This window comes from Leeuwenhoekiella parthenopeia (assembly GCF_020782115.1).
Taxonomy (GTDB): domain Bacteria; phylum Bacteroidota; class Bacteroidia; order Flavobacteriales; family Flavobacteriaceae; genus Leeuwenhoekiella; species Leeuwenhoekiella parthenopeia.
The window spans coordinates 149,124-171,392 of sequence record NZ_JAJGMW010000003.1; the positions used below are offsets into that span (position 1 = coordinate 149,124).

General features: G+C 41.9%; 18 protein-coding genes. 6 read left to right on the top strand and 12 right to left on the bottom strand.

What is annotated here, in order from left to right:
• Positions 1–2: 2 nt before the first annotated feature.
• Both bamH and LLW17_RS03405 read right to left on the bottom strand, forming a co-directional pair.
• Positions 3–1,604: a BamH family beta-barrel-assembly machinery protein gene (gene bamH / locus LLW17_RS03400; protein ID WP_228228861.1), complete on the bottom strand. Its 1,602-nt coding sequence runs from the start codon at positions 1,602–1,604 to the stop codon at positions 3–5.
• Between the two features lie 12 nt (positions 1,605–1,616).
• Positions 1,617–2,426, bottom strand: coding sequence for a glycogen/starch synthase (locus LLW17_RS03405; protein WP_228228862.1), 810 nt, complete (start codon positions 2,424–2,426; stop codon positions 1,617–1,619).
• Positions 2,427–2,533: 107 nt separating this feature from the next.
• Here LLW17_RS03405 and panC point away from each other — a divergent pair, with 107 nt between their 5' ends.
• The 5 genes from panC (at position 2,534) to radA (ending at position 7,310) form a co-directional block, all read left to right on the top strand.
• A complete protein-coding gene (panC, locus tag LLW17_RS03410) occupies positions 2,534–3,382 on the top strand; it encodes a pantoate--beta-alanine ligase (protein ID WP_228228863.1) in 849 nt (282 codons plus the stop codon).
• Between the two features lie 18 nt (positions 3,383–3,400).
• A complete protein-coding gene (gene panD / locus LLW17_RS03415; RefSeq protein ID WP_228228864.1) occupies positions 3,401–3,751 on the top strand; it encodes an aspartate 1-decarboxylase in 351 nt (116 codons plus the stop codon).
• An 18-nt stretch (positions 3,752–3,769) separates the two neighbouring features.
• Positions 3,770–4,738: a lysylphosphatidylglycerol synthase transmembrane domain-containing protein gene (locus LLW17_RS03420; RefSeq protein ID WP_228228865.1), complete on the top strand. Its 969-nt coding sequence runs from the start codon at positions 3,770–3,772 to the stop codon at positions 4,736–4,738.
• A gap of 74 nt (positions 4,739–4,812) precedes the next feature.
• Complete coding sequence (locus LLW17_RS03425) at positions 4,813–5,949, top strand: alpha/beta hydrolase (protein WP_228228866.1); 1,137 nt, start codon at positions 4,813–4,815, stop codon at positions 5,947–5,949.
• The gene (radA, locus tag LLW17_RS03430; RefSeq protein WP_228228867.1) at positions 5,949–7,310 is read left to right on the top strand and encodes a DNA repair protein RadA; all 1,362 of its coding nucleotides are present in this window, start codon (positions 5,949–5,951) and stop codon (positions 7,308–7,310) included. The genes LLW17_RS03425 and radA overlap by 1 nt, the downstream gene beginning before the upstream one ends.
• A gap of 78 nt (positions 7,311–7,388) precedes the next feature.
• On the opposite strand, the gene LLW17_RS03435 is transcribed toward radA, so the two are convergent.
• The 6 genes from LLW17_RS03435 to LLW17_RS03460 all read right to left on the bottom strand — a co-directional run bounded on the left by LLW17_RS03435 (position 7,389) and on the right by LLW17_RS03460 (position 14,723).
• Positions 7,389–8,135 carry a succinate dehydrogenase/fumarate reductase iron-sulfur subunit gene (locus LLW17_RS03435; protein WP_099645570.1) on the bottom strand — a complete coding sequence of 249 codons (747 nt, stop codon included), beginning with the start codon at positions 8,133–8,135 and terminating at the stop codon, positions 7,389–7,391.
• A 26-nt stretch (positions 8,136–8,161) separates the two neighbouring features.
• Entirely contained in the window at positions 8,162–8,533 is a 372-nt protein-coding gene (locus LLW17_RS03440) for a four helix bundle protein (protein ID WP_228228868.1), read from the bottom strand.
• Positions 8,534–8,567: 34 nt separating this feature from the next.
• Complete coding sequence (locus LLW17_RS03445) at positions 8,568–10,571, bottom strand: fumarate reductase/succinate dehydrogenase flavoprotein subunit (protein WP_228228869.1); 2,004 nt, start codon at positions 10,569–10,571, stop codon at positions 8,568–8,570.
• Positions 10,572–10,574: 3 nt separating this feature from the next.
• Complete coding sequence (locus LLW17_RS03450) at positions 10,575–11,231, bottom strand: succinate dehydrogenase cytochrome b subunit (RefSeq protein WP_228228870.1); 657 nt, start codon at positions 11,229–11,231, stop codon at positions 10,575–10,577.
• 248 nt (positions 11,232–11,479) lie between these two features.
• Positions 11,480–11,869: a DUF2721 domain-containing protein gene (locus LLW17_RS03455; RefSeq protein ID WP_099645566.1), complete on the bottom strand. Its 390-nt coding sequence runs from the start codon at positions 11,867–11,869 to the stop codon at positions 11,480–11,482.
• 10 nt (positions 11,870–11,879) lie between these two features.
• Positions 11,880–14,723 (bottom strand): WD40/YVTN/BNR-like repeat-containing protein, encoded by a 2,844-nt coding sequence (locus tag LLW17_RS03460; protein ID WP_228228871.1) that lies wholly within the window; start codon positions 14,721–14,723, stop codon positions 11,880–11,882.
• Between the two features lie 249 nt (positions 14,724–14,972).
• Here LLW17_RS03460 and LLW17_RS03465 point away from each other — a divergent pair, with 249 nt between their 5' ends.
• The gene (locus tag LLW17_RS03465; protein WP_228228872.1) at positions 14,973–16,265 is read left to right on the top strand and encodes an aminopeptidase P family protein; all 1,293 of its coding nucleotides are present in this window, start codon (positions 14,973–14,975) and stop codon (positions 16,263–16,265) included.
• A gap of 146 nt (positions 16,266–16,411) precedes the next feature.
• On the opposite strand, the gene LLW17_RS03470 is transcribed toward LLW17_RS03465, so the two are convergent.
• From LLW17_RS03470 to LLW17_RS03485, 4 genes are all read right to left on the bottom strand, one after another.
• Entirely contained in the window at positions 16,412–16,852 is a 441-nt protein-coding gene (locus tag LLW17_RS03470) for a hypothetical protein (RefSeq protein WP_228228873.1), read from the bottom strand.
• A 118-nt stretch (positions 16,853–16,970) separates the two neighbouring features.
• A complete protein-coding gene (locus LLW17_RS03475; protein WP_228228874.1) occupies positions 16,971–18,335 on the bottom strand; it encodes an endonuclease in 1,365 nt (454 codons plus the stop codon).
• A gap of 62 nt (positions 18,336–18,397) precedes the next feature.
• Positions 18,398–19,558, bottom strand: a complete 1,161-nt coding sequence (locus tag LLW17_RS03480; RefSeq protein WP_228228875.1) for a hypothetical protein — start codon at positions 19,556–19,558, stop codon at positions 18,398–18,400.
• 11 nt (positions 19,559–19,569) lie between these two features.
• Positions 19,570–22,104: a TonB-dependent receptor gene (locus tag LLW17_RS03485; protein WP_228228876.1), complete on the bottom strand. Its 2,535-nt coding sequence runs from the start codon at positions 22,102–22,104 to the stop codon at positions 19,570–19,572.
• Positions 22,105–22,269: the final 165 nt, after the last annotated feature.

The window sequence follows — 22,269 nt, forward strand, 5'->3', positions numbered from 1 at the left end:
AATTATTGATTTGAAACTTCAGCATAAAAAATTCTAAGCTTGAGCTTTTGTGCCTCAGGCACATTAGCTCCCGTACCGTACAACACTGTACCTTGCTGAGAGATTATTGAAGTAAAAGGCAAACGGTTAGGCCGGTCTTCATCAGTAGTATTCTCAATCATTCCGGTTCCTGTAAAAATCAAATTTTGACTTACTACAATTCCCAGTTTGGTCGCCGGATTTTCGTTATCAGGATTGAGTAATCCCTTAACGTGTTCGGTAATACGTATTCTGTAACTTCTATCGCCATTATCGCGTTCTCTCAAGGGACCCAAATGTGAAGTGCCTACTGCCGCAACTACTCCCTGTGAGCTTACAGAAGCATCAGCGTTATAGTCTGCCAATGGCTGATTGGTCTCCAGATTATAGATATAAATACGGGGAGCAATTTGTACTGCGACATTATTTGTAAACGCGTTTATCAAATCGTCATTCACAAAGAATTCGAGATTGGCCTCCCTGATAATGCGCTGTTTTGAACGCTCGGTTTCCAATACGTCTGAAATCCCGTCGTCATCAGAATCAGGACCCCCAAACAATTCAATCACCGCCATACTGCCCTGACCTCCTTTTAGCAACAGGTTGTCATCGCCTTCGGTTGTATTAATGGTGCCAACCTCTGCTTCAACTTCTGCTTTAAAATCATTTTGATAACCGATAACGGAATTCCCTTCAAAATTTATTCGAACTGAAGATTCCTCGCGATCGGTATCAGGTCCCGATTTATACTTTATGGTAATGCCCGAATTAGCGCGGTCAAACAAAAAGTAGTTTCCGGTACCTCCTATAGATTCCGCTTTCAGATAAATTCCTCTGAAGTAATTTCGGAAACTGTTTGAATTAAAAAGCGCATCACTTCCTTCCTGATCAAAAATTGCCTGTTTCCAAAAATCTTTTGTATCCTGATCGGTTAATTTGAGGCGCAAGCGCGGACTCACCAAAGTGGTATCTACAGTACCCGTTGATCCTTCAGCAACATTAGGTACAGCCTCATCAGAAGGAACTAAACTATTAACTTCAAAAAGGATTCTGTCTTCAATGCCTGAAAATTGCTGTAAGTCATTCGAATAATAGACCGCACTTTCTGTAAAGTCCGGCGGAGCTGTTTCGCTTAAAAAATACTTAGAACGATAAGCCGTAAGCTTAATCGGGTTGTTGCCATAAACCGAATCTAAGCTATACTCGGTTTCGTTTTCTGCATTTATGCTTGAGGTACTGTAATACGTAATATCTATTAATACCGTATCTATAACGGGATTTTCACCAAAACTGGGGTTATAGCTGGTTAAACCTACCTGCGTAAGATAAGATGCCGTGGTATTACCATAAATGGTATCCTGATAAAAACCAAGAGCTCCGGCAGACAGTCCGTTAGTCTGAACACCGCTTCCGTTAAAGAAAGGACGGTTATAGGCGACTACATCTAATTCTGAACTTTCGGAGGTAAAATTGGAGGCATCTACAAGGCCATTACCCACTTCCTGAAAATCATCCTGACAAGATACCAGTATAAAAAGAAACATTAGAGAACCCAATGTTCTCGACAGCACGGTATTCAATTTCATTCGTTTTTTGTTTTAATCTAGCACTTTAGTCGTGTAGAATTCTTCATAAGCCTGGGCAAATTCCTCTTTTTTCTTGAAGGGTAGCACAGGGATTTTTGTCACATTTAAGTACTTGGCCAACTCCTCATCAAGATTTGCCGAACCAATAATCGCAGCATCCGAATTTTTAACCGCTACTTTCATCAAATTAACGTAAGTGGGTTTTTCTAATTCTGAAATATCGCCTTTGTCGATCCCATCAAAAGCAATCTTATCTATAAGCTGCTCATTTAACGTGTCATCAAAACCTGTATTGTAAACCGATGTTACAATCTTGCTTTGTTTAAAGAGGGGCTCACTTGCATAGTACTGCTTCAGGTATAACGGAAGCAAAGATGCCAGCCAGCCGTGAACGTGAATGATATCTGGAGCCCAGTTTAGTTTTTTCACCGTTTCGACCACTCCTTTTGCAAAAAATATCGCCCGCTCATCATTATCAGGAAATAAATTTCCATCCTCATCTGTAAACGTAGCCTTTCGCTTAAAATACTCCTCATTATCAATAAAATAAACCTGAATACGCTCTTTAGGTATTGAGGCGACTTTAATGATAAGCGGCATGTCAAAGTCATTTATGACAAGATTCATTCCGGACAAACGTATCACTTCGTGAAGTTGGTGACGTCTCTCATTGATATTGCCGTATCTGGGCATAAAAATCCTTATTTGACCTCCTTTGCTATTTACCATTTGAGGTACTTCGAAAGACATGGATGCGATTTCAGTCTCTGGTAAATACGGTATAACTTCAGATGATACGTACAATATCCTCTTATCTTTCATAAATGTGCTTCTAAGTTTCTGTTACGGCTAAAAAACACGCAAAATTACGAAAATTTATGCAGATTGCCAGTAATATAGTAATTTTGCCGCCTGTTAAATTAGTCCGGATGCACGTATACACTCATAGACCGCAAATTTCTGCGGCTGTTGCAAATCACAAAAAAAAAGGAGCCAAAGTAGGTTTTGTACCTACCATGGGAGCCCTGCACCGGGGACATGCGAGCCTTTTTGATTTCGCCCAGAAAAACTGTGATCTTGTCGTGGTAAGCATCTTTGTAAACCCTACTCAATTTAATAATCCGAAAGATTTAGAAACTTATCCGCGCGATTTACAGGCTGATTTAGCGTTTTTAGAAGGTATAAATCCCAACATTCTTGTTTTTGCGCCGAGCACTACAACGATATACGGCGAAAATGTGAGTGCGTTGGATTTTGATTTTGACGGTCTTGACGCGGTTATGGAAGGTGCTTTCAGACCCGGTCATTTTGAAGGCGTGGCAACCGTCCTGAAATACCTTTTTGAGATTGTTAATCCCGATATGGCTTTTTTTGGCGAAAAAGATTATCAGCAATTACAAATCATTAAAAAGCTTGTGGAGCTGGAACAAATTCCGGTAGAAATAATAGGTTGTCCCATAAGCAGGCATGATGACGGCCTGGCCGAAAGTTCACGCAACCAAAGACTCTCAAAACAGCATCGGGAAGCCGCCCCTTTCATCTATAAAACCCTGATGCAAGCTAAATCCCTTTTTAACGACAAAAGCACGAGCGAAGTAGAAGCTTTTGTTGAAAATGAATTTAAGGGACACGCACTTTTAAATCTGGAATATTTTGAGATTGCCAATGCCAATAGCCTGGCTCACGCGAGCGAAAAGAAAGCAGATGAGCAATACCGCGCTTTTATAGCGGCCTTTGCAGATGAGGTACGCCTTATTGATAATATCGCCCTAAATTAAAAACCCTATTTTTACATCATGTTAGTTAACGTTGTAAAGTCAAAAATTCACCGCGTCAAAGTAACCGGCGCCGAACTCCATTATATAGGAAGTATTACGATTGACGAAGATTTAATGGATGCTGCCGGCATTATTGAAGGGGAGCGCGTTCAAATCGTAAATGTTACCAACGGCGAGCGTCTGGAAACCTACGCCATCCCGGGACCCCGTAAAAGCGGCGAGGTTACCCTCAATGGGGCTGCAGCCCGCAAAGTAGCAAAAGGGGACACGCTTATTCTTATAGTTTATGCTTTCATGGAACTTGAAGAAGCCAAAGCATTTAAACCTTCTCTGGTTTTTCCTGACGAAGAAACAAACCTGCTTAAATAACCTGACTTCCTTTTAAAATTGAGTAAAAAATCCCTGATTAAACTTTTAAAAATCATACTCCCGCTTGGGATTGGGATTTTTCTTATTTACTACTCCTTAAGTTCTGCCACTGCTCAGGAACGGGCTACGCTCTGGGAAAATATCAAACTGGCCAATCCCTGGTATGTTTTGCTCTCTCTGTTTTTTGGGGTTTTGAGCCACTTATCGCGTGCCTACCGCTGGAAATACCTGCTCGAACCTATGAGTTACCAGACAGGACTTGCCAATAGATTTATGGCCGTGATGGCCGCCTACCTTGCAAATCTGGGTATTCCCCGTAGCGGCGAACTGCTTAGAGGGGCTTTGATGACCACTTACGAAGAAGTTCCTTTTGAAAAGGCATTTGGCACCATCATTTCAGAGCGTCTGGCAGACTTTATTATGTTGCTTTCGCTAGTCGCCATTGCCTTGATATCCCAAACCGATCTGCTTCTTCAGTATTTCGCAGAGCGGAATATAAACCCACTCTACACCTTAATTGTTCTTGTCGCTCTCGTGGCTATGATTTTCATTGGTTTCAGACTTATCAAACGTGCAAAAAGCGGAATCCTGCTCAGGATAAAAAACATTGCTGCCGGTCTGGTTGAAGGCATGCTGAGTATTTTAAAAATGAAGCAGAAATGGGCTTTTATAGCGCATACGCTATTTATTTGGGTGATGTATGTCGCCATGTTCTGGATCATTAAATTTACCATCCCCGAGATCGCAGCGGCACCTTTTAGCGTGATCCTCGCGGCATTTATCATCGGTTCGTTTTCCATTTCGGTGACCAACGGCGGGATTGGGGTTTACCCTATTGCCATAGGTGCCCTGTTTGTATTTTTTGGTTTCAGCAAAGAAGGCGGAGAGGCCTTTGGCTGGATCATCTGGGGATCTCAGACCCTGCTGGTTGTGGTTCTTGGCGCCCTGTCCTTTTTACTTTTGCCTTTGCTCAATCGCAACCGCTAATTCTGCGGCCACAAAACTTTAGAGGTAGCTTCGGTTTTTATCGCTAAATTCACGCTACCTAAAATCTACCTCAAATGAAAACTATTACCTACTTCCTGCTGTTTCTGGCATTCAGCAGTCAGGCACAGGTGCTTTACGAAAGCGTGCCTTCTTCTTCCCTTCGGGAACCGCGAAATGTAAAAATTCAGCTTCCGCGTAATTATGAGCAAAACAAAGACAAAAGTTATCCCGTAATTCTAGTACTTGACGGTGATTATCTATTTGAGCCCGTTGCCGGCAGTGCAGATTATTACGGTTACTGGGAAGATATGCCTCAGGCCATTGTGGTGGGTGTGATGCAGCCCGACCGTATGGCCGACACCTATTACAGCGACGAAAACTTTTTGCCCGCAGAGACCGGAGCCGCTTTTTTCGAATTTCTAGGAATGGATCTTTTTCCGTGGCTCAGTAAACAATACCGCCTGGCTCCTTTTAATGTGGTCGTGGGCCATGACGTGACGGCAGCATTTAGCAATTACTATTTAATGAAAAGTCCGCCGCTGTTTAACGCCTACATCTCATTAAGCCCCGATTTTACACCCGAAATGACTAACCGCCTTTTGCCTGTTTTTCAGAATACCGAAAGTCAGCTCTTTTATTACCAGGCCACCGGCAGTGAGGATATCGAAGACTTACGGGAGCGTATTTTGGCCTTTGATCAGGAATTAAAAGCTGTACAGAATGATAAGTTTCATTATTATTTTGACGATTTTGAAAACGCCTCGCATTATTCGCTCGCAGGACGAGCCATACCCAATGCTCTGGAAAAGGTGTTTTCGGTTTACCGCCCCATAAGCAAAAAGGAGTTTAATGAAGTAATCTTAAAGACCGAGTCGCCTTATGAATACCTGATAAAAAAATATGAGACCGTACAAAATCTCTTTGGTCTCAATGATCAGATTCGGGTAAATGACTTTATCGCTATTGCGGCCGCTCTGGAGAAAAATGCAGACTGGGAAGGCTTTGAAAACCTGGGCAAACTGGCCCGTAAGGAATACCCCGAAACCATTTTGGGCGCGTATTATCTGGGAAGAGCACTTGAAGGTCAGGGCGAACCCAAAAAAGCGATGCGCACCTACGAAGGTGCCTTGGTGCTTAAAGATGTGGGGAATATTAATAAAGATTTACTCATGATGCGTGCCCAGCGCATAAAAGATGATTTTGGATATTAATGGCTAAAGTAAAAACTACCTTTTTCTGTCAAAACTGCGGTGCCCAATATGCCAAATGGCAGGGGCAGTGCAACTCCTGTAAGGAATGGAACACCATAGCAGAAGAAGTCGTTCAAAAAGCAGAAAAAACAGGCTGGAAAGCCGAAACACCTACAGCGAAACGCGTAGCCAAACCCCAGCGTATTCAGGAGATTGACACCACACGGGACGCCAGGCTTAATACTAAAAACAATGAGCTCAACCGGGTACTCGGCGGCGGCCTCGTGCCGGGTTCGCTAACCTTGCTGGGCGGACAACCGGGCATTGGTAAAAGCACGCTGATGCTTCAGATTGCGTTGATGCTGCCCTATAAAACGCTTTATGTTTCAGGGGAAGAAAGTGCCCAGCAGATTAAAATGCGAGCCGAACGCATCAATGCTGAAGCCGAAAATTGTTTTATTCTTACGGAAACCAAAACCCAGAATATCTTTAAACAGATCGAAGCGATTGAACCCGATATTGTGATTATCGATTCTATTCAAACCCTGCACAGCGATTATATTGAGAGCGGTGCCGGAAGCATTTTGCAAATACGTGAAACCACTACCGAACTCATCAAATTTGCCAAAGAAACCGCTACTCCGGTTATTTTAATCGGTCATATTACCAAAGACGGAAACATCGCCGGACCCAAAATCCTGGAGCATATGGTGGATACCGTACTGCAGTTTGAAGGCGACCGCAATCACGTGTACCGCATTTTAAGAGCGCACAAAAACCGTTTTGGGTCAACCAATGAATTGGGTATTTATGAGATGCAGGGCAGCGGCTTGCGGGAAGTCTCTAATCCGTCTGAGATTTTGATCTCCAAGAATGATGAGGAATTGAGCGGGACAGCTATAGCTGCCACCTTAGAGGGGATGCGCCCGCTGATGATCGAGATACAGGCTTTGGTGAGTACCGCGGTCTACGGCACGCCGCAGCGCAGCGCAACGGGTTATAATGCCAAGCGGCTCAATATGATTCTCGCGGTGCTTGAAAAACGTGCGGGTTTCAGACTTGGGGCGAAAGATGTTTTTTTAAATATCACCGGTGGAATTTCGGTTGACGATACAGCCATTGACCTGGCCGTAGTGGCTGCAATTCTTTCAAGCAATGAAGATATTGCTGTTGCAAAAGACATCTGCTTTGCGGCAGAAATCGGACTTGCAGGAGAAATAAGACCCGTCACCCGCGTAGAGCAACGCATTCTGGAGGCTGAAAAATTAGGCTTCGGTACGATTATGATTTCTAAATACTGTAAAATTCCGAAAAACAACTACGGCATCAACATCGTGAAAGTCGCGAAGATGAATGATGTGGTCGAGTGGTTGTTTGGGTAGATTTAAGCAAAAGAAAAGACCTCACAGGTTTTTGAAACCCGCGAGGTCTAATTTAATAATTTCCGCTTTGCGAAAAAATTATCCTTTGCTTACTGCGCTTAAATACTCACGATTCATACGGGCGATGTTCTCTAAAGAAATACCTTTAGGACATTCTATTTCGCAAGCCCCGGTATTGGTGCAGTTACCAAAACCTTCCAAATCCATCTGGCGCACCATATTTTGAACACGCTCAGTAGCTTCTACCTCTCCCTGTGGAAGCAAGGCAAACTGAGATACCTTAGCAGATGTAAACAACATAGCCGAAGCATTCTTACAAGCCGCCACACAAGCTCCACAACCTATACAAGTAGCAGCATAGAATGAGTCGTCTGCATTTTGTTTTTCGATGGGAATTGCGTTTGCATCAACAGTGTTTCCTGAAGTATTAACTGAGATATACCCGCCCGCTTGTTGAATGCGGTCAAAAGCAGAACGATCTACAATCAAATCCTGAATCACCGGAAACGCTGTTGCTCTAAAAGGCTCGATAGTAATAGTGTCTCCATCATTAAACTTGCGCATATGCAACTGGCAGGTAGTCACCAAACGATCCGGACCGTGAGGCTCCCCGTTGATTTGCAGCGAACAGCTACCACAAATTCCCTCGCGGCAATCGTGATCAAATTCAACCGGCACTTCACCTTTATTAATCAAATCTTCATTAAGCACGTCTAGCATTTCAAGAAAAGACATATCTCCGTCAATCCCATCAATCTGATAGGTTTTCATCGCTCCTTTTGCCTTAGCGCTTTCCTGACGCCATATTTTTAACGTAAGTTTCATAAACGTTATTTGTTAATTGTTAAATGTTAATTGGATGCGCGTTTCAAATAATTGATATAACCATTCAAAACCGCTAAACAATCATACACCTGCTTTTTATATTTATCTAAAACTTCCTGATCTATATAACCCTCGTCAAAAGCAGTTATAAACTGATCAAGCAATTCGTGCAAAGAGCCACGTGAGGTTCTACAAAACTGTATATTCTCCTTGTGGTGAAACCTTCCGTAGCCTTCTGCAATATTATGTGTTACTGATCTTGAAGCTCTTCTCATCTGAGCAATCAATTCAAATTTTTCATGATCCGGGAATGTTTTCAAAAGTCTACTGATATCATTTCGAAGTTCTCTTGCCATTTTCCAGCAATTTAAATCTTCAAAACTTTTGATATCACTCATCCCCAATTAACCATTAACACATAACTTTTAACTTCTATTTGTACGAACGGGTCTTAACTTCAATGTTTTCAAAAACCAATTCCTCCTTATGAAGTTTAGCTTCTCTGGGGTTTTCATTGTATTCCCAGGCAGAAACAAAACTGAAATTCTCATCATCACGCAAGGCTTCCCCTTCCGGAGTTTGATATTCTTCTCTAAAGTGACCTCCACAAGACTCGTTACGCGTTAATGCGTCTTTAGCAAACAATTCTCCCAATTCAAGGAAATCTGCTACCCTTCCGGCTTTCTCCAGCTCCGCATTTTTCGAATCAATCGTTCCGGGTACTTTTACATTTTCCCAGAAATCCTTGCGCAACTCAGCAATCTCATCCATCGCCTCCTGTAATTCTTTCGCATTACGAGACATTCCACATTTATTCCACATGATTTTACCCAATTTTTTGTGGTAATAATCAACGGAATGCGTGCCTTTACCGCTCATCAACTTCGTCATACGATCGCGTACATCTTTCTCAGCCTGATCAAACTCGGGAGAATCTGTTGGGATTTTACCGGTTCGAATGTCTTTTGAAAGGTAATCTCCTATCGTGTAAGGCAAAACGAAATACCCGTCAGCTAAACCTTGCATCAAAGCCGAAGCTCCAAGACGGTTAGCCCCGTGATCAGAGAAATTGGCTTCACCGGCGGCATAACAACCGGGGATGGTAGTCTGTAAGTTGTAATCTACCCAAAGACCTCCCATGGTGTAATGCACAGCAGGGTAAATCATCATTGGGGTTTTATACGGATCTTCATCAACAATCTTCTCGTACATCTGGAAGAGGTTTCCGTATTTGTTTTCTACAACCTTTTTACCGTAATCGTAAACCTCCTGATCGGTAGGATTTTGATTTCCGTTAATCAAAGCTTCTTCTTTTCCGTAGCGGATGATCGCACTCTTGAAATCAAGATATACAGCTTCTCCTGTTTTATTTACTCCAAAACCGGCATCGCAACGCTCTTTTGCTGCTCTGGAAGCCACATCACGAGGCACCAGGTTACCAAACGCAGGATAACGACGCTCCAAGTAGTAATCGCGGTCTTCCTCTTTAATTTCGGTAGGTTTTAATTTACCGGCACGTATCGCTTCGGCATCTTCTTTTTTAGCCGGAACCCAGATACGCCCGTCATTACGCAGCGATTCAGACATCAAGGTCAGTTTAGACTGATGATCTCCCGAAACCGGAATACAGGTAGGGTGAATCTGCGTATAGCAAGGGTTTGCAAAGTATGCACCACGACGGTGTGCTCTCCACGCTGCCATCACGTTACTTCCCATCGCATTGGTAGAAAGGAAGAATACGTTACCATAACCACCACTGGCTAAAACCACGGCGTGAGCCGAATGTCTTTCGATCGCACCGGTTACCAGGTCACGGGCAATAATCCCACGCGCCTTGCCATCTACCAGCACTAAATCTAACATCTCGTGACGGTTAAACGGCTGAATTTTACCCCGGTTTATCTGACGATTCATCGCAGAATAGGCTCCTAAAAGCAACTGCTGACCGGTTTGTCCTTTCGCATAAAAAGTTCTGGAAACCAAAACCCCACCAAAAGAACGGTTGTCTAACAAACCACCGTATTCGCGGGCAAAAGGAACCCCCTGTGCCACGCACTGGTCAATAATATTTGAAGAAACTTCAGCAAGGCGATACACGTTTGCTTCGCGCGAACGGTAGTCACCTCCTTTTATCGTATCGTAGAATAAACGGTAGTTTGAATCCCCGTCTCCCTGATAGTTTTTTGCCGCATTGATACCTCCCTGTGCTGCAATAGAGTGTGCACGACGTGGAGAATCCTGATAGCAAAATGTTTTAACGTTGTAGCCCAATTCTGCCAGTGTAGCAGCAGCACTACCTCCCGCAAGACCCGTCCCAACTACGATAACATCAATGTTACGCTTGTTTGCCGGGTTAACGAGATTAATATCGTTTTTATGTTTAGTCCACTTTTGAGCAAGTGGTCCGTCTGGTATATTTGATTTTAATTCTGACATGGTCTAGTGATTAAAATGGTGAAACAACGCGATGAAAATAAAACCTGCAGGGATGGCGATTGCATAAACCTTGGCAAACTTCTTTAAGCCGGTCGCGTATTTGTTATTAAAGCCCACGGATTGAAACGAAGATGCAAAACCGTGAAACAGGTGCAAAGCCAGAAATACAAACGAAATCACGTAAAAACCCGTACGAAGCGGGTCGTGAAATTTCTCTACCAACTCCCCATAATAGCGTGTAGCATCTTCTGGATTTGATTCTACATATTTGTGAACCATTTCCGGAAACCAAAAGTCATAAAAGTGCAATCCTAAAAATGCAAGCACCACAAGACCGGTATAGATCATATTGCGACTTACCCAGCTGGAGTTTGCATTTCCTTTATAACTCACATAGCTGATGCTACGCGCGGAACGGTTGCGGGCTTCCAGAATAAAACCCATCACAAAGTGAAAAATAACTCCAAAAATCAGAACGGGCTGTAAGATAGCCTGTACCAAAAAATTGGTTCCCATAAAATGAGACCAGGAGTTGAAGGTTTCCGGACTAAAAGTCGAGGTTACATTGATTGTAAAATGCTGACCTAAAAACAATACAAGGAACAAACCTGAAAGTGCCATAGCTACTTTTCGGGCGATAGAAGAGGAAATGATTCCCATTTATTTACGTTTTTAATTTAGTGATGCAAAAATACGGCTCAGCGCTTGTTTTCACAAACTTTGAGACCGCTTTTGGAATGGTTTTAAATAACTTGAAAATTGTTTAAGATTTCTTCCGAAAACCTTTGAAATATAGGCTTCTCGTTAAACAGAGAATCTTAAAAGATTCTAAAAATCACTGCTGACAATCAATCTATTGAGATTTATCTATCCGAAATATTTAGCATTGAATTTGCGCGCAAGGAGCATTAATCTTCCATATCATTGAGTTGTATTCCCAAAGCTTTGGTACTTAATTGCACTTCTATAAACGAAAGACTTAAAGAAATCATCAATGCAACCAGACTTATCCCGAAAACCAGGTTGGCTACTATTTTCATTTCGATATAAATCAAAAACATCGTCACTACGGCCAAAATAAAGCTGATGATCGCCATTGCCTGCATCGCCTTGATAATTCCCAAACGTTTACGCAGTTGCTTGATTTGCTTTTTTACCGGACTTGAAGAATGATTTTGATACTGCTTATGCAAATCGCGAATAAGCGCTGCAATGGCCAGATAGCGCGCGTTATAGGCCAACATCGTTAAAGAAATGGCCGGAAACAACAAGGCCGGGATGCTCAGATTTAATTCCATTGGGTTTGGGTTAGTCCTCTTCCGGACTGTTAGCGGCAGCCTGCGCAGCATCTCTGCGGCGGTTGCCTTCTTTTACTTCCAGACTAGTGGTTTTAGAATTTCCATCCAACTTAACCTCCAACGTATATTTCCCTGCGGGTAGGTAATACAAGCCGTTATCGGCTTTCTTCATTTTAAGGTCTTTATTTGCTTTTTCGAGTTGGTCTTTACCGTTTTCGGTGATACTCAAGTCGTAAGGCACATAATTAAAGCCTTTATCTACCGAGGCTTCCCAGGACTTAAGTGTTTTTCCTGCTTCAGACTGAATGTTTAGCGTTGCAGTTCCTGTAACCGGCGCATAAAACCCGATTTGAATTTCAGGCGTATAGGCCTCTCTCCAGGCGCTCCAGCTTCTGCCCCAGTTGGTCGAATAATCAACATCCTCTATTTTGAAAAGCTGTAAAGCTTCGGTCTTAGCGGGATCAAAACTTTGAATATCATTTAAACTGGAAATAAAAATTGAGCGGCCGTGTGTCCCTACCACAAGATCGTTTGCTTCGGTCTGCACTACCATATCGTGTACTGCCACGGCGGGCATACTTCCTTTAAATAACGCCCAGGATTTTCCGCTATCGAACGAAACGTAAGAAGCTTCATCAGTACCCAAATACAGGATATTTTCTTTTACAGGATCTTCGATAATCACATTTACAGGAGAATCGGGCAGGTTAGCACTAATGTCTTTCCAGGTTTTACCAAAATCTTCACTCACATAAACATAAGGTTTAAAATCGTCGTAACGATAACCGTTAAGGCTTGCATACACACGGCTCTTTTTATGTTTGGAAGCCAAAACTGTACTAATCCACAATTCCTGTGGAAGCGTTTCAGAGATGACATCCCAGCTTCCACCGGCATCCTGAGTAGCCTGGATGAGTCCATCGTCACTACCGGTGTACAAAAGTCCAAACTGAAAAGGAGATTCACTGATGGTGGTTAAGGTTCCGTAAGGCACATTGCCTTTTTTGCCGCCGGTGGTCAGATCGGGCGAAATTGCCGTCCAGTCTTTCCCCTGATTCATAGAACGCATCAGCTTGTTTCCTCCCAGATACAAAATACCCTGATTGTGCGAAGAAAGCAAGATAGGCGTCTCCCAATTGAAGCGATAGGGCTCTTCGCCCACTGTGTGACTGGGTCGAATGAATTCGCGTTCACCGGTTTCCAGATTGATGCGGTTATAATACCCAAACTGCGAACCCACGTAAATAATATCGCTGTTTCTGCGATCTATTTGCACCTGCATACCGTCACCACCACCCACACGCTCGTACGGATATTTACCTTCTGCCTCCCATTCTTTTGAAGCTTCATAGGTGCTGGGGCCTTTCCAGGTACCGTTATCCTGTAATCCGCCATATACATTGTAGGGCTTTTCATAGTCTACATTAATCGCATAAAACTGACCTAAGGGCATCGAATTCAGTTTTGACCAGGTTTTCCCGCCGTCGTAAGACATATTGAGACCACCATCGTTTCCGTTAATGAGGTGATTCGGCATTTTTGGATCAATCCACACCACGTGATGATCTACGTGCAGATTGGGTTCATCAATATAACTGAATGTTTTCCCGCCGTCTGTAGATTTTACGACAGGCACACCCACCATATAAAACTCATCAGGATTTTGTGGGTTTACCGTCATCTCCGCGAAAACATATCCGTACGAAAAGAAGAAATCATCAATATACCCTTCGTGGGTTCTGTTCCAGGTTTCACCACCGTCTGTGGTTTTAAATACTTCAGCCCCTATCACCTCACCTTCCTCTTCGGTCGCGTTGCGATCGTAGGTGTATTTAAAGAAATCAATTGGTTTGAGTTCGTCGTTTTTAACCAAATCCTTAACCTTCTGCACATCGTATTCTCTGGGGAAACGTTTGGTTTGCAGGTAGTCTTTCAGCTTTGCTTCTTCAAGTGCCAAAAATTCGGCTTTAGTCATTTCCTGAAATTGCTCAGGCTCCAACTCGTCTTTCTTTTTAGCTTCTTTGTTTTCGCCCGCATCCCTAAAATTCTGGTTATCGTGAACCGCATAAACCGTGTTGGCATCCACTACGGCAAGACCTATTCGCCCGGTGCCCTCGCCCAGCGGAAATGCCGTATCTGCAGTTACCAGCTGCCAGGTATCACCGGCATTGGTAGACTTATAAATGCCTGAATTAACCCCGGCACCTCTGAAATTCCACGCAGCACGCTCACGATCCCAGGATGCCGCGTACATCACCTTTGAGTTATCGGGCGCAGCAACGAGACTGATAATCCCCGCCTGATCGCTTACGAAAAGTGTTTTGGTCCAGGTGTCGCCACCATTGGTGGTTTTAAATACGCCGCGCTCATCGTTAGGCGAATACAAATGCCCCAAAGCCGCTACGACTACCACGTCCGGATTGCTTTCATCTAAAATAATATCGCTGATGTGATGCGAATCGAGTAGTCCCTTTTGTTCCCAAGTTTTCCCGTTATCGGTACTTTTTAAAATTCCGATCCCGGCATAGGAAGAGCGGGAAGAAATGGTCTCACCGGTTCCTACCCAGATGATGTTTTCATCCCAGTTTATGGCGATATCGCCCACGTTTTGAGTAGGTGCTGCATCAAAAACCGACTCAAACGTAATTCCATTATTGACGGTGTGCCAGACTCCGCCAGTAGCGTAGCCTACATAAAACTCGGCACTGTTTTGTGGATTGACATCAATGTCAACCACCCGGCCACTCATAATCGTAGGGCCTACATTTTTAAACGGAATATTTTTTACGATAGATTCCTGAGCAAAGCCGACAAGGGAAAACAGAAAAGAAAAAACAAGAAAAAACGGACGCATAGTAGAGTGTGTAAAATTAAGAAGCCCTAAAATACCCTTTTTATGAGGAATGTCCTAACCTCCAAATCTAAAACATCCCTCACTTCGAAGGGAGGGCATATTCACTTTATTTCAGCATCCCTACAATTTCCTGTACCTTTGAAAAAATTCAAATTCAATTATGAAATGTCCATTAGCAAAGTCGTTGCAAACCAACCAAAGATTATAATTGGACATTGCATCTGACCTTTAAAAAATAAATAACAACAGATGAAATACGACCCTATAGACCGCAACTTATTTATCAAAAACCGTAAAAATTTTATGGAGGCTATGCAGCCAAATAGTCTTGCGGTGTTTAACAGTAACGATATTTACCCCATAGGTGCAGACAGCACGATGCCTTTTCAGCAGAACCGCGATTTGTTCTTTTTAAGCGGAGTAGATCAGGAAGAAAGTATCCTGGTGTTATTTCCTGATTGCCCGAAAGAAAAGCACCGCGAAATCCTGTTCTTAAAGGAAACCAATGATCATATCGCTGTTTGGGAAGGTGAAAAACTTACCAAAGAACGCGCGTATGAAGTGAGCGGTGTAAAAACGGTTTACTGGCTTAAAGAATGGGATAAAATCTTCTACGAACTGATGACTCAGGCCGAAACGCTCTACATCAACACCAACGAACACTACCGTGCTAATGTTGAAACCGAAACCCGTGAGGCACGTTTCAACAAAGCCGTGAAAGAACAGTATCCCGCTCATCGCGTAGCAAAAAGCAATCCTATTTTGCAAAGGTTGCGTTCGGTTAAAGATCCTATTGAACTCGACATTATGCAGCAGGCCTGTAACATCACCGAAAAAGGTTTTAAGCGCGTGCTGCAGTTTGTAAAACCCGGCGTGATGGAGTATGAGATTGAAGCCGAATTCATGCACGAGTTCCTTAGAAATCGCTCCAGAGGTTTTGCCTATACGCCTATTGTCGCAAGCGGAAACAACGCGAATGTTTTGCACTATGTAGTCAATAATTCTGAATGTAAAGCCGGAGAATTGATCTTGCTGGATATAGGTGCAGAATATGCCAATTACAGCAGCGATATGACCCGAACCATCCCGGTAAGCGGAAGGTTTACAGAGCGTCAAAAAGAAGTTTACAATGCCGTGCTGCGTGTAAAAAAGGAAGCGACCAAGATGTTAGTACCCGGAGCGCTCTGGGGACCCTATCACGAAGAAGTGGGTAAACTGATGACTTCGGAATTAATAGGTCTTGGGCTTCTTGATAAAGCTGATGTTCAAAACGAAAACAAAGACTGGCCGGCTTACAAAAAGTATTTTATGCACGGCACTTCACACCATATTGGTCTGGACACCCACGATTACGGATTGCTGCACGAACCCATGCAAGCCAATAATGTGTTTACGGTAGAACCGGGTATTTATTTGCCCAATGAAGGTTTTGGTATTCGTCTGGAAGATGATGTAGTAATTCAGGAAAGTGGCGAACCTTTTAACCTGATGCGCAACATTCCGCTTGAGGTTGAAGAAATCGAAGACTGGATGAATCGTTAGACGTTAGACGTTAGACGTTAGACGTTAGACGTTAGACGTTAGACGTTAGACGTTAGACGTTAGACAAAATTAAAAACCCTATAAATAGCGCGCTATTCATAGGGTTTTTTTATCTAAATAATTGGGTCTAAAATCTCAGGTCCAATTTAAAACCAATTAGCCCACGGAATGCGTGTTAGCATTACGATCAATGCAAGGGTATAAAAAATAGCCAGTAATTTAAACTTGGGCTTTGATGTCAGTTTCTTTTTGTGTTTGCTGTAGCCAATCGTTATGAATACTACGGTTACAATCATCGCGAGCGGATGCTCCACAACGTACAACCTCAGATTAGGATCTTTCATTGCAGCACTCATCCCTTCAGAAGCGATTGCTTTAGCGCCCAATGGTGAAACAAAGTAAAGTACGATTCCTATCAGCAACTGAATATGCGTCACAATCAGTGTAAAAAGTGCCAGACGAAAATCACGGGCGCCAAATTCTTTATTTCCAAAATAGGAAACGATCACATTTATAGTCGTTATGGTAAGTACGATGAGCACAAGATAGGCCCAATAGGAGTGTACAAATTGAATGGTATTATACATGATTCAGTTTTTGTTTTTCAAAGATAACTTTTTGAGGTGAAACCCATGCTTTTAAAAACAGCTGAAACCAAAAAACCCTTCCGTTGTGGGAAGGGTTTTTAGAATTTTGAGGTGTCGGTTACTGCCAGGTATTCTGGGCAGGTGTGCCGCCCCATATCAAGGTAATCAGATACGGATTGTCAATAAATGGGTTACGATTGCCCTGAGCACCCTGAATTACATTATTGCGCTGCTTTTCGAATTCAGACACTGGATCTTCTCGGTTCCATTTTAGAAAGAGATCAATGTTGCCTACTTTATTAAAGTCTTCTCCATAACGAATATTTAGGTAAAGTACCATACGCGCTACATCTCCCTTCCACTCATCGCCGGGATACCAAGAATTGTCGTTAACCAACTTGTAAATACCGCTTCCATCTACAAACGGATAATTGAGACGCAATGAGTTTATCGCGTCATCTGTAGAACGTAGATGGTGCAGATCAGTCACTGCATCTTCGGTAGATAAGAGGGATTGTGGGAAAATATGTTCCGTATTAAAGGTCTGTGGCGAATGTGGATTACTACCCGACGTCCACTCTCTGCGATCGCGACTTTCACCCGTATACATCAGTATTACATTAGCAGAGTTTGACGGGTCTTCGTCTGCATCGTAGAGGTAATCGTGACGCTGAAAATAGGTGAGGATTGTAGTGTGCTTGTCTTGTGTTAAATCTGAAAGCGCATCAAATGTCAAATCAGAATTTTCAAAGAAACTAGTTGTCCCGTAGTATGGCTGAAGTTCAGCAGGAATGTTAAAACTTAGCGGATTAAGTACGGTGACTGTAACTGTAGCCGTTACACAAGTTGCCGGAGTATCGTTATCACAAAGGCTATAGGTAAAAGTATCTTCACCTACAAAATCTGTTGTGGGAGTATAAGTTACCGTTCCATTTGAATTGAGAATTACCTGACCCTGAGATGAGCTCCCATCTACTTCTGTTAGTACAGCACCATCCAGCAGTTCATCATTATCAAGCAAGTCATCAACAGTAATACTTTGATTTTTTGCTGTTCCTATTTCATCATCATTTGCTATTGGAGTACCAGCATCAGCCACTGTGATTACCACAGTTCCAGTCGAGCAGATGCTAGTATCTGCATTTAAACAAAGCTCATAATTGAAGCTGTCTTGACCGGTGAAATTTTGAGGAGCTACGTAGGTATAGGTGCCACTACGATTATCTGCAATCGCACCCCCTTGAGCTGTAGTAGAAGTTACAAATGTAATACGTGCACCTCCGGCAGCATCATCATTTGCTGTCAGATTTTCAATAATCAACTCCTCATTTTCTGTTCCTGAAACAGCATCATCGTTAGCAACCGGTGCTTCTAGCTCTGGTTCAGGTTCTGGCGAAGGGTTAACTGTTCCGTCATCAGACCCACTACAGGACAGTAATAACAGCGATGTTAATCCTAGAAACCAAATATTACTAATTTTCATAATCCTTTTTTTAAACAAAAAACTCCTTTAAAAAAGGAGTTTTTCGCAGTTCTATATGGCATTTACTGGTTTAAAACCCAGTCTCCGTTAGATTTAATCAATCTGTAACTTACAGTTATGGTACTACCAGTGTAAACCGCAAAAGTCAAAACATATTTTTGTTCCTCTTCCGCGTTAGGATCAAGCTGATCTAGAAAAGCATCCATAGCTTCAAGCAACATATCGTCACTCCAATAATTAGAACTGGCAGATCTACGATCAAAGCTACCAAAGAAACCAACATTATCTGCAGGACCCGGATAGGTGTCAATAAATAGACTAGAAACTGTGTTGTAATCCTCTCTTTCAAAAGTATAGTTAATGGTATTATCAGGCACCCAGACACCATCTTCGTAACCGAATTGTAGAGTTTCAGATAATATATTATTATACTCTACCCAATTCTCACCATTATAAACAAAGTTTTTAATAAAACTATAATCTAAGCGTTCGCTTGTATTATCGTCTCCGTCAAGATCACTTTCATCTCTCAAATAAAGTTTATACATTGTTTGTACTATGGTATTAACCATTGGCTCCTCTTGAAATTCATCCCGTCTCTTTAACATACGAGGAATCTTAAACTCGGCTTCATCTTCTGATGAAAAATTAGCAAAAACTTCTCCAGCCTCATTATACTCATCTTCAGTAAAACCGGTAATGAATGACCATTCGCCTCCAGAATACAGAAAACCATTATTTACAGTTTCAGCAAACCTTCCATTATAAAGTTTGTATGTGAGAGAAACTAACATACGATTTACGGCGTTAGGATACTTCTCCTCCAAAAATGGAATTACATCTTCATTATTACTAAAATTTCTAAATCTAGCTGTTGCAGGATAATTTTCATAGTCGTCATTGGTGACAGTGTATACAACAAGACTATCTTCGGTGCTTTTTCTAAAAAAACGATCATATCCAACAAAAGCGGTAGATCCCTCTCCTAAAATTGGATAAACAGAATCCAATATAATTGGTATTAGTTGACCTGCTTCTTCGATACTTCCAAAATTTGGAAAACGCAGACCAAGAGTTTCTGTATAGTCGTCTTCTTCTAAGGTGTATTCAACTACACCATTAACATCTGCTTCTGCCGCCTCGAGTTCATCGTAGATCTCATCCACTGGATTACAAGCGGTGATGCTAAGCAGAAGCGCTAATAAATAATATAAATTTTTCATTGCTTTTATTTTTAAAAATTAATTGTTGCTCCCACAGAGTAGGTTCTACCAGGCCCAAAAAATACTTGAGCATTGGCTGCATTTGACCCTGGTCCATCCTGAGAATCAGAAATATACTCAGTATCTAAAACATTAAACACATTTGCTCTCAAAACGGTTGCGAAGCCTCCAAACTGAAAACGATGAGTTAGCCCTAAATCTAAAAGACCATAATCTGGCATTTTCCAGGTTTGAGGACCTGCAGAGCCCCTGTCTGATGGATCAAAATCAGAATAATAATCACCCGCAAAGAAATAATTTGCTCTTAAGGTAGTACTTGGAATGATATCGTAGCTTCCTCCTAGTGCAAAGGTAGTTTGCGCAGAGTTACCCACCTTCAAACCATCTATAATTACATCTACAGTTTCTACCAATTCTCGTTCATCATTAAAAAGCTCAACGCCCTCAACGTTGTTATTCCATTTCCAGTCTCCTATTGAAACCATACCGTCAAAACTCAATTTATCGGTAGGTCTGTATTCAAATTCAAGCTCAACACCCTGGTGTAGTGCGTTTACTCCTAAAATATTTCCAATAATAACTTCTTCATCAGTAGATCGGTTGACAATTTCAGTACGATCATTCCACTGGGTACGATATAGGTTTACATCAGCACGGAATTTAGAAGTTCTTAAACCATAACCAAGCTCAGCACTGAATATTTTTTGATTCACTGCATCTTCGTTCTCCAGGTTTGAAAAGTTTAAGAATACAGCATTGTTGAATGGTGCCCGTTCAAAATAACCGATGTTAGCAAAAACATTATTTACGCCATCCAGATTATAGTTTGCACCACCTTTAATACTTCCGCCGGTAAAACCTATCCAGTCTGTTTCTTGAAGTGGGTCTCCATCTTCATAATTGAAGTAGTCTATACGCTTATAACTTGTTCTGTTAGCAGCCGCAGAAACAAAAGCTGAAAGTTCATCTTTACTATATTCTGCCTGCGTAAATACACCAGCCCAACGGGTAAAACCTTCATCATAATATAGGATTTTATCTCCTTCTTTTGCAGCAAAAACTGGGTTATTTACGTTGCTATCATCTAAGAAGTATCGTCCTCCCAATAAGTCGGTCAATTCTGTAAAATGCTCTCCTTTATACCATCTAATATCAAGACCTCCACTAAAGTCAATATTCTCTGTTAGTTCTGTCGATAAAGTAGAAATCGCACCGTACCACTGGTGGTTGTTTCTTGATGCTCTTAAAATAGTTTCAGAACCTTCAATGCCCAAAGCTTTGTTCTCGTCAACGATGATGTCAAGATTAACAGGACCATAAATCTCATCACGATAGTTTAAATTATCTGCCTGAAATTTATTCACCCCAGAGCGACCACCTCCACCTCCAGTTCCATAAGAGGCATAAATTGAAGTGGCAAGTCTTGTTTTGTCATTGATATCCCAAAAGTGGTTAAGCATTGCTTTTGGTTTATGGTAGAAGTTATCTTCAATACTAACAAATTGACCATTAAGATAACCATAGTCAATATTTGTTTTAATACCGCGCTCACTTACTCTAAAATCGTTAATCAATAATCTGTTTTGACGCTGACCGTGTACTTGAGGCGCACCAAAAACTGTAAGAGATAAACTTTGATTTTCATTTATTTCTTTAGCGATATTTAGAAAATAGGAATACGCTTCAAAAGGAGTTCCATCTACGAAACCACGCCCTGAAGTTTTAGAAGCGGCAATTGTTGCTGCCCATCCATTATCCATTAAGCCAGTAGAAAGTGTAAAACCGTACTTAGTGTAACCGTCATTACCCGTCATCATATTTACATTACCACCCTTTTCTGCATCAGTTGACTTTGTTACGATATTCATTGTACCACCAATAGAAGGAACCGCCAATTTAGAAGCTCCCAAACCTCTTTGAATTTGAATAGTACTTGTAACATCAGAAAGACCAGCCCAGTTACTCCAGTATACACGACCATTTTCCATATCGTTTACCGGAATACCATTGATCATCACCGCAACGTTCTCTGAGTTGAAACCACGTAAACGCAGTTCAGAATCTCCAAAACCACCACCACCACGGGTTACATAGATACCGGGTGTATTTCGTACAATTTCTGGAAATTCCTGGTTACCAAGCTTATTTTCGATCTCTGCAGCCTTGATAGTAGAAACAGCTACAGGTGTTTTTCTATCAATAGCCAGGTTATAAGCAGTAACAATAACTTCGTCTAAAGCATCTGAGTCCACCATTAGAGAAATGGTTCCCATATCCTGAGAAGAGTTTGTAAAGGGAATTGTTTTTTTCTTAAAGCCTACATAAGAAATTGCTAATACCCCAGTTTCAGTTTTGGGACTAATAGAAAAATTTCCATCAAAGTCTGTTGAAACACCGTTTGTGGTGCCCTCAATAACAACGTTAACTCCGGGTAGGGGTGTACCATTCTCACCATCTACTACAGTTCCACGAATAGTCCCTTGAGCCTGTGCCGCAGCAGTAAGCAAAAGAAACACAAGTGTAAGTAAACTTGTAATTTTTTTCATTGTGCTTGTTTAAGTTTAGATTTTGCGCAAAAGTCTTATAAAAGACCCATTTAAATATTAAGAGAACGTTAAGGATTATTTTCTCTTTTTTAACTTCTGCTAAAAATAACGCAACAAACAACTCGCTAAAAGCCAGTTCGTTGAATTAAACCTAAAACTTATCAA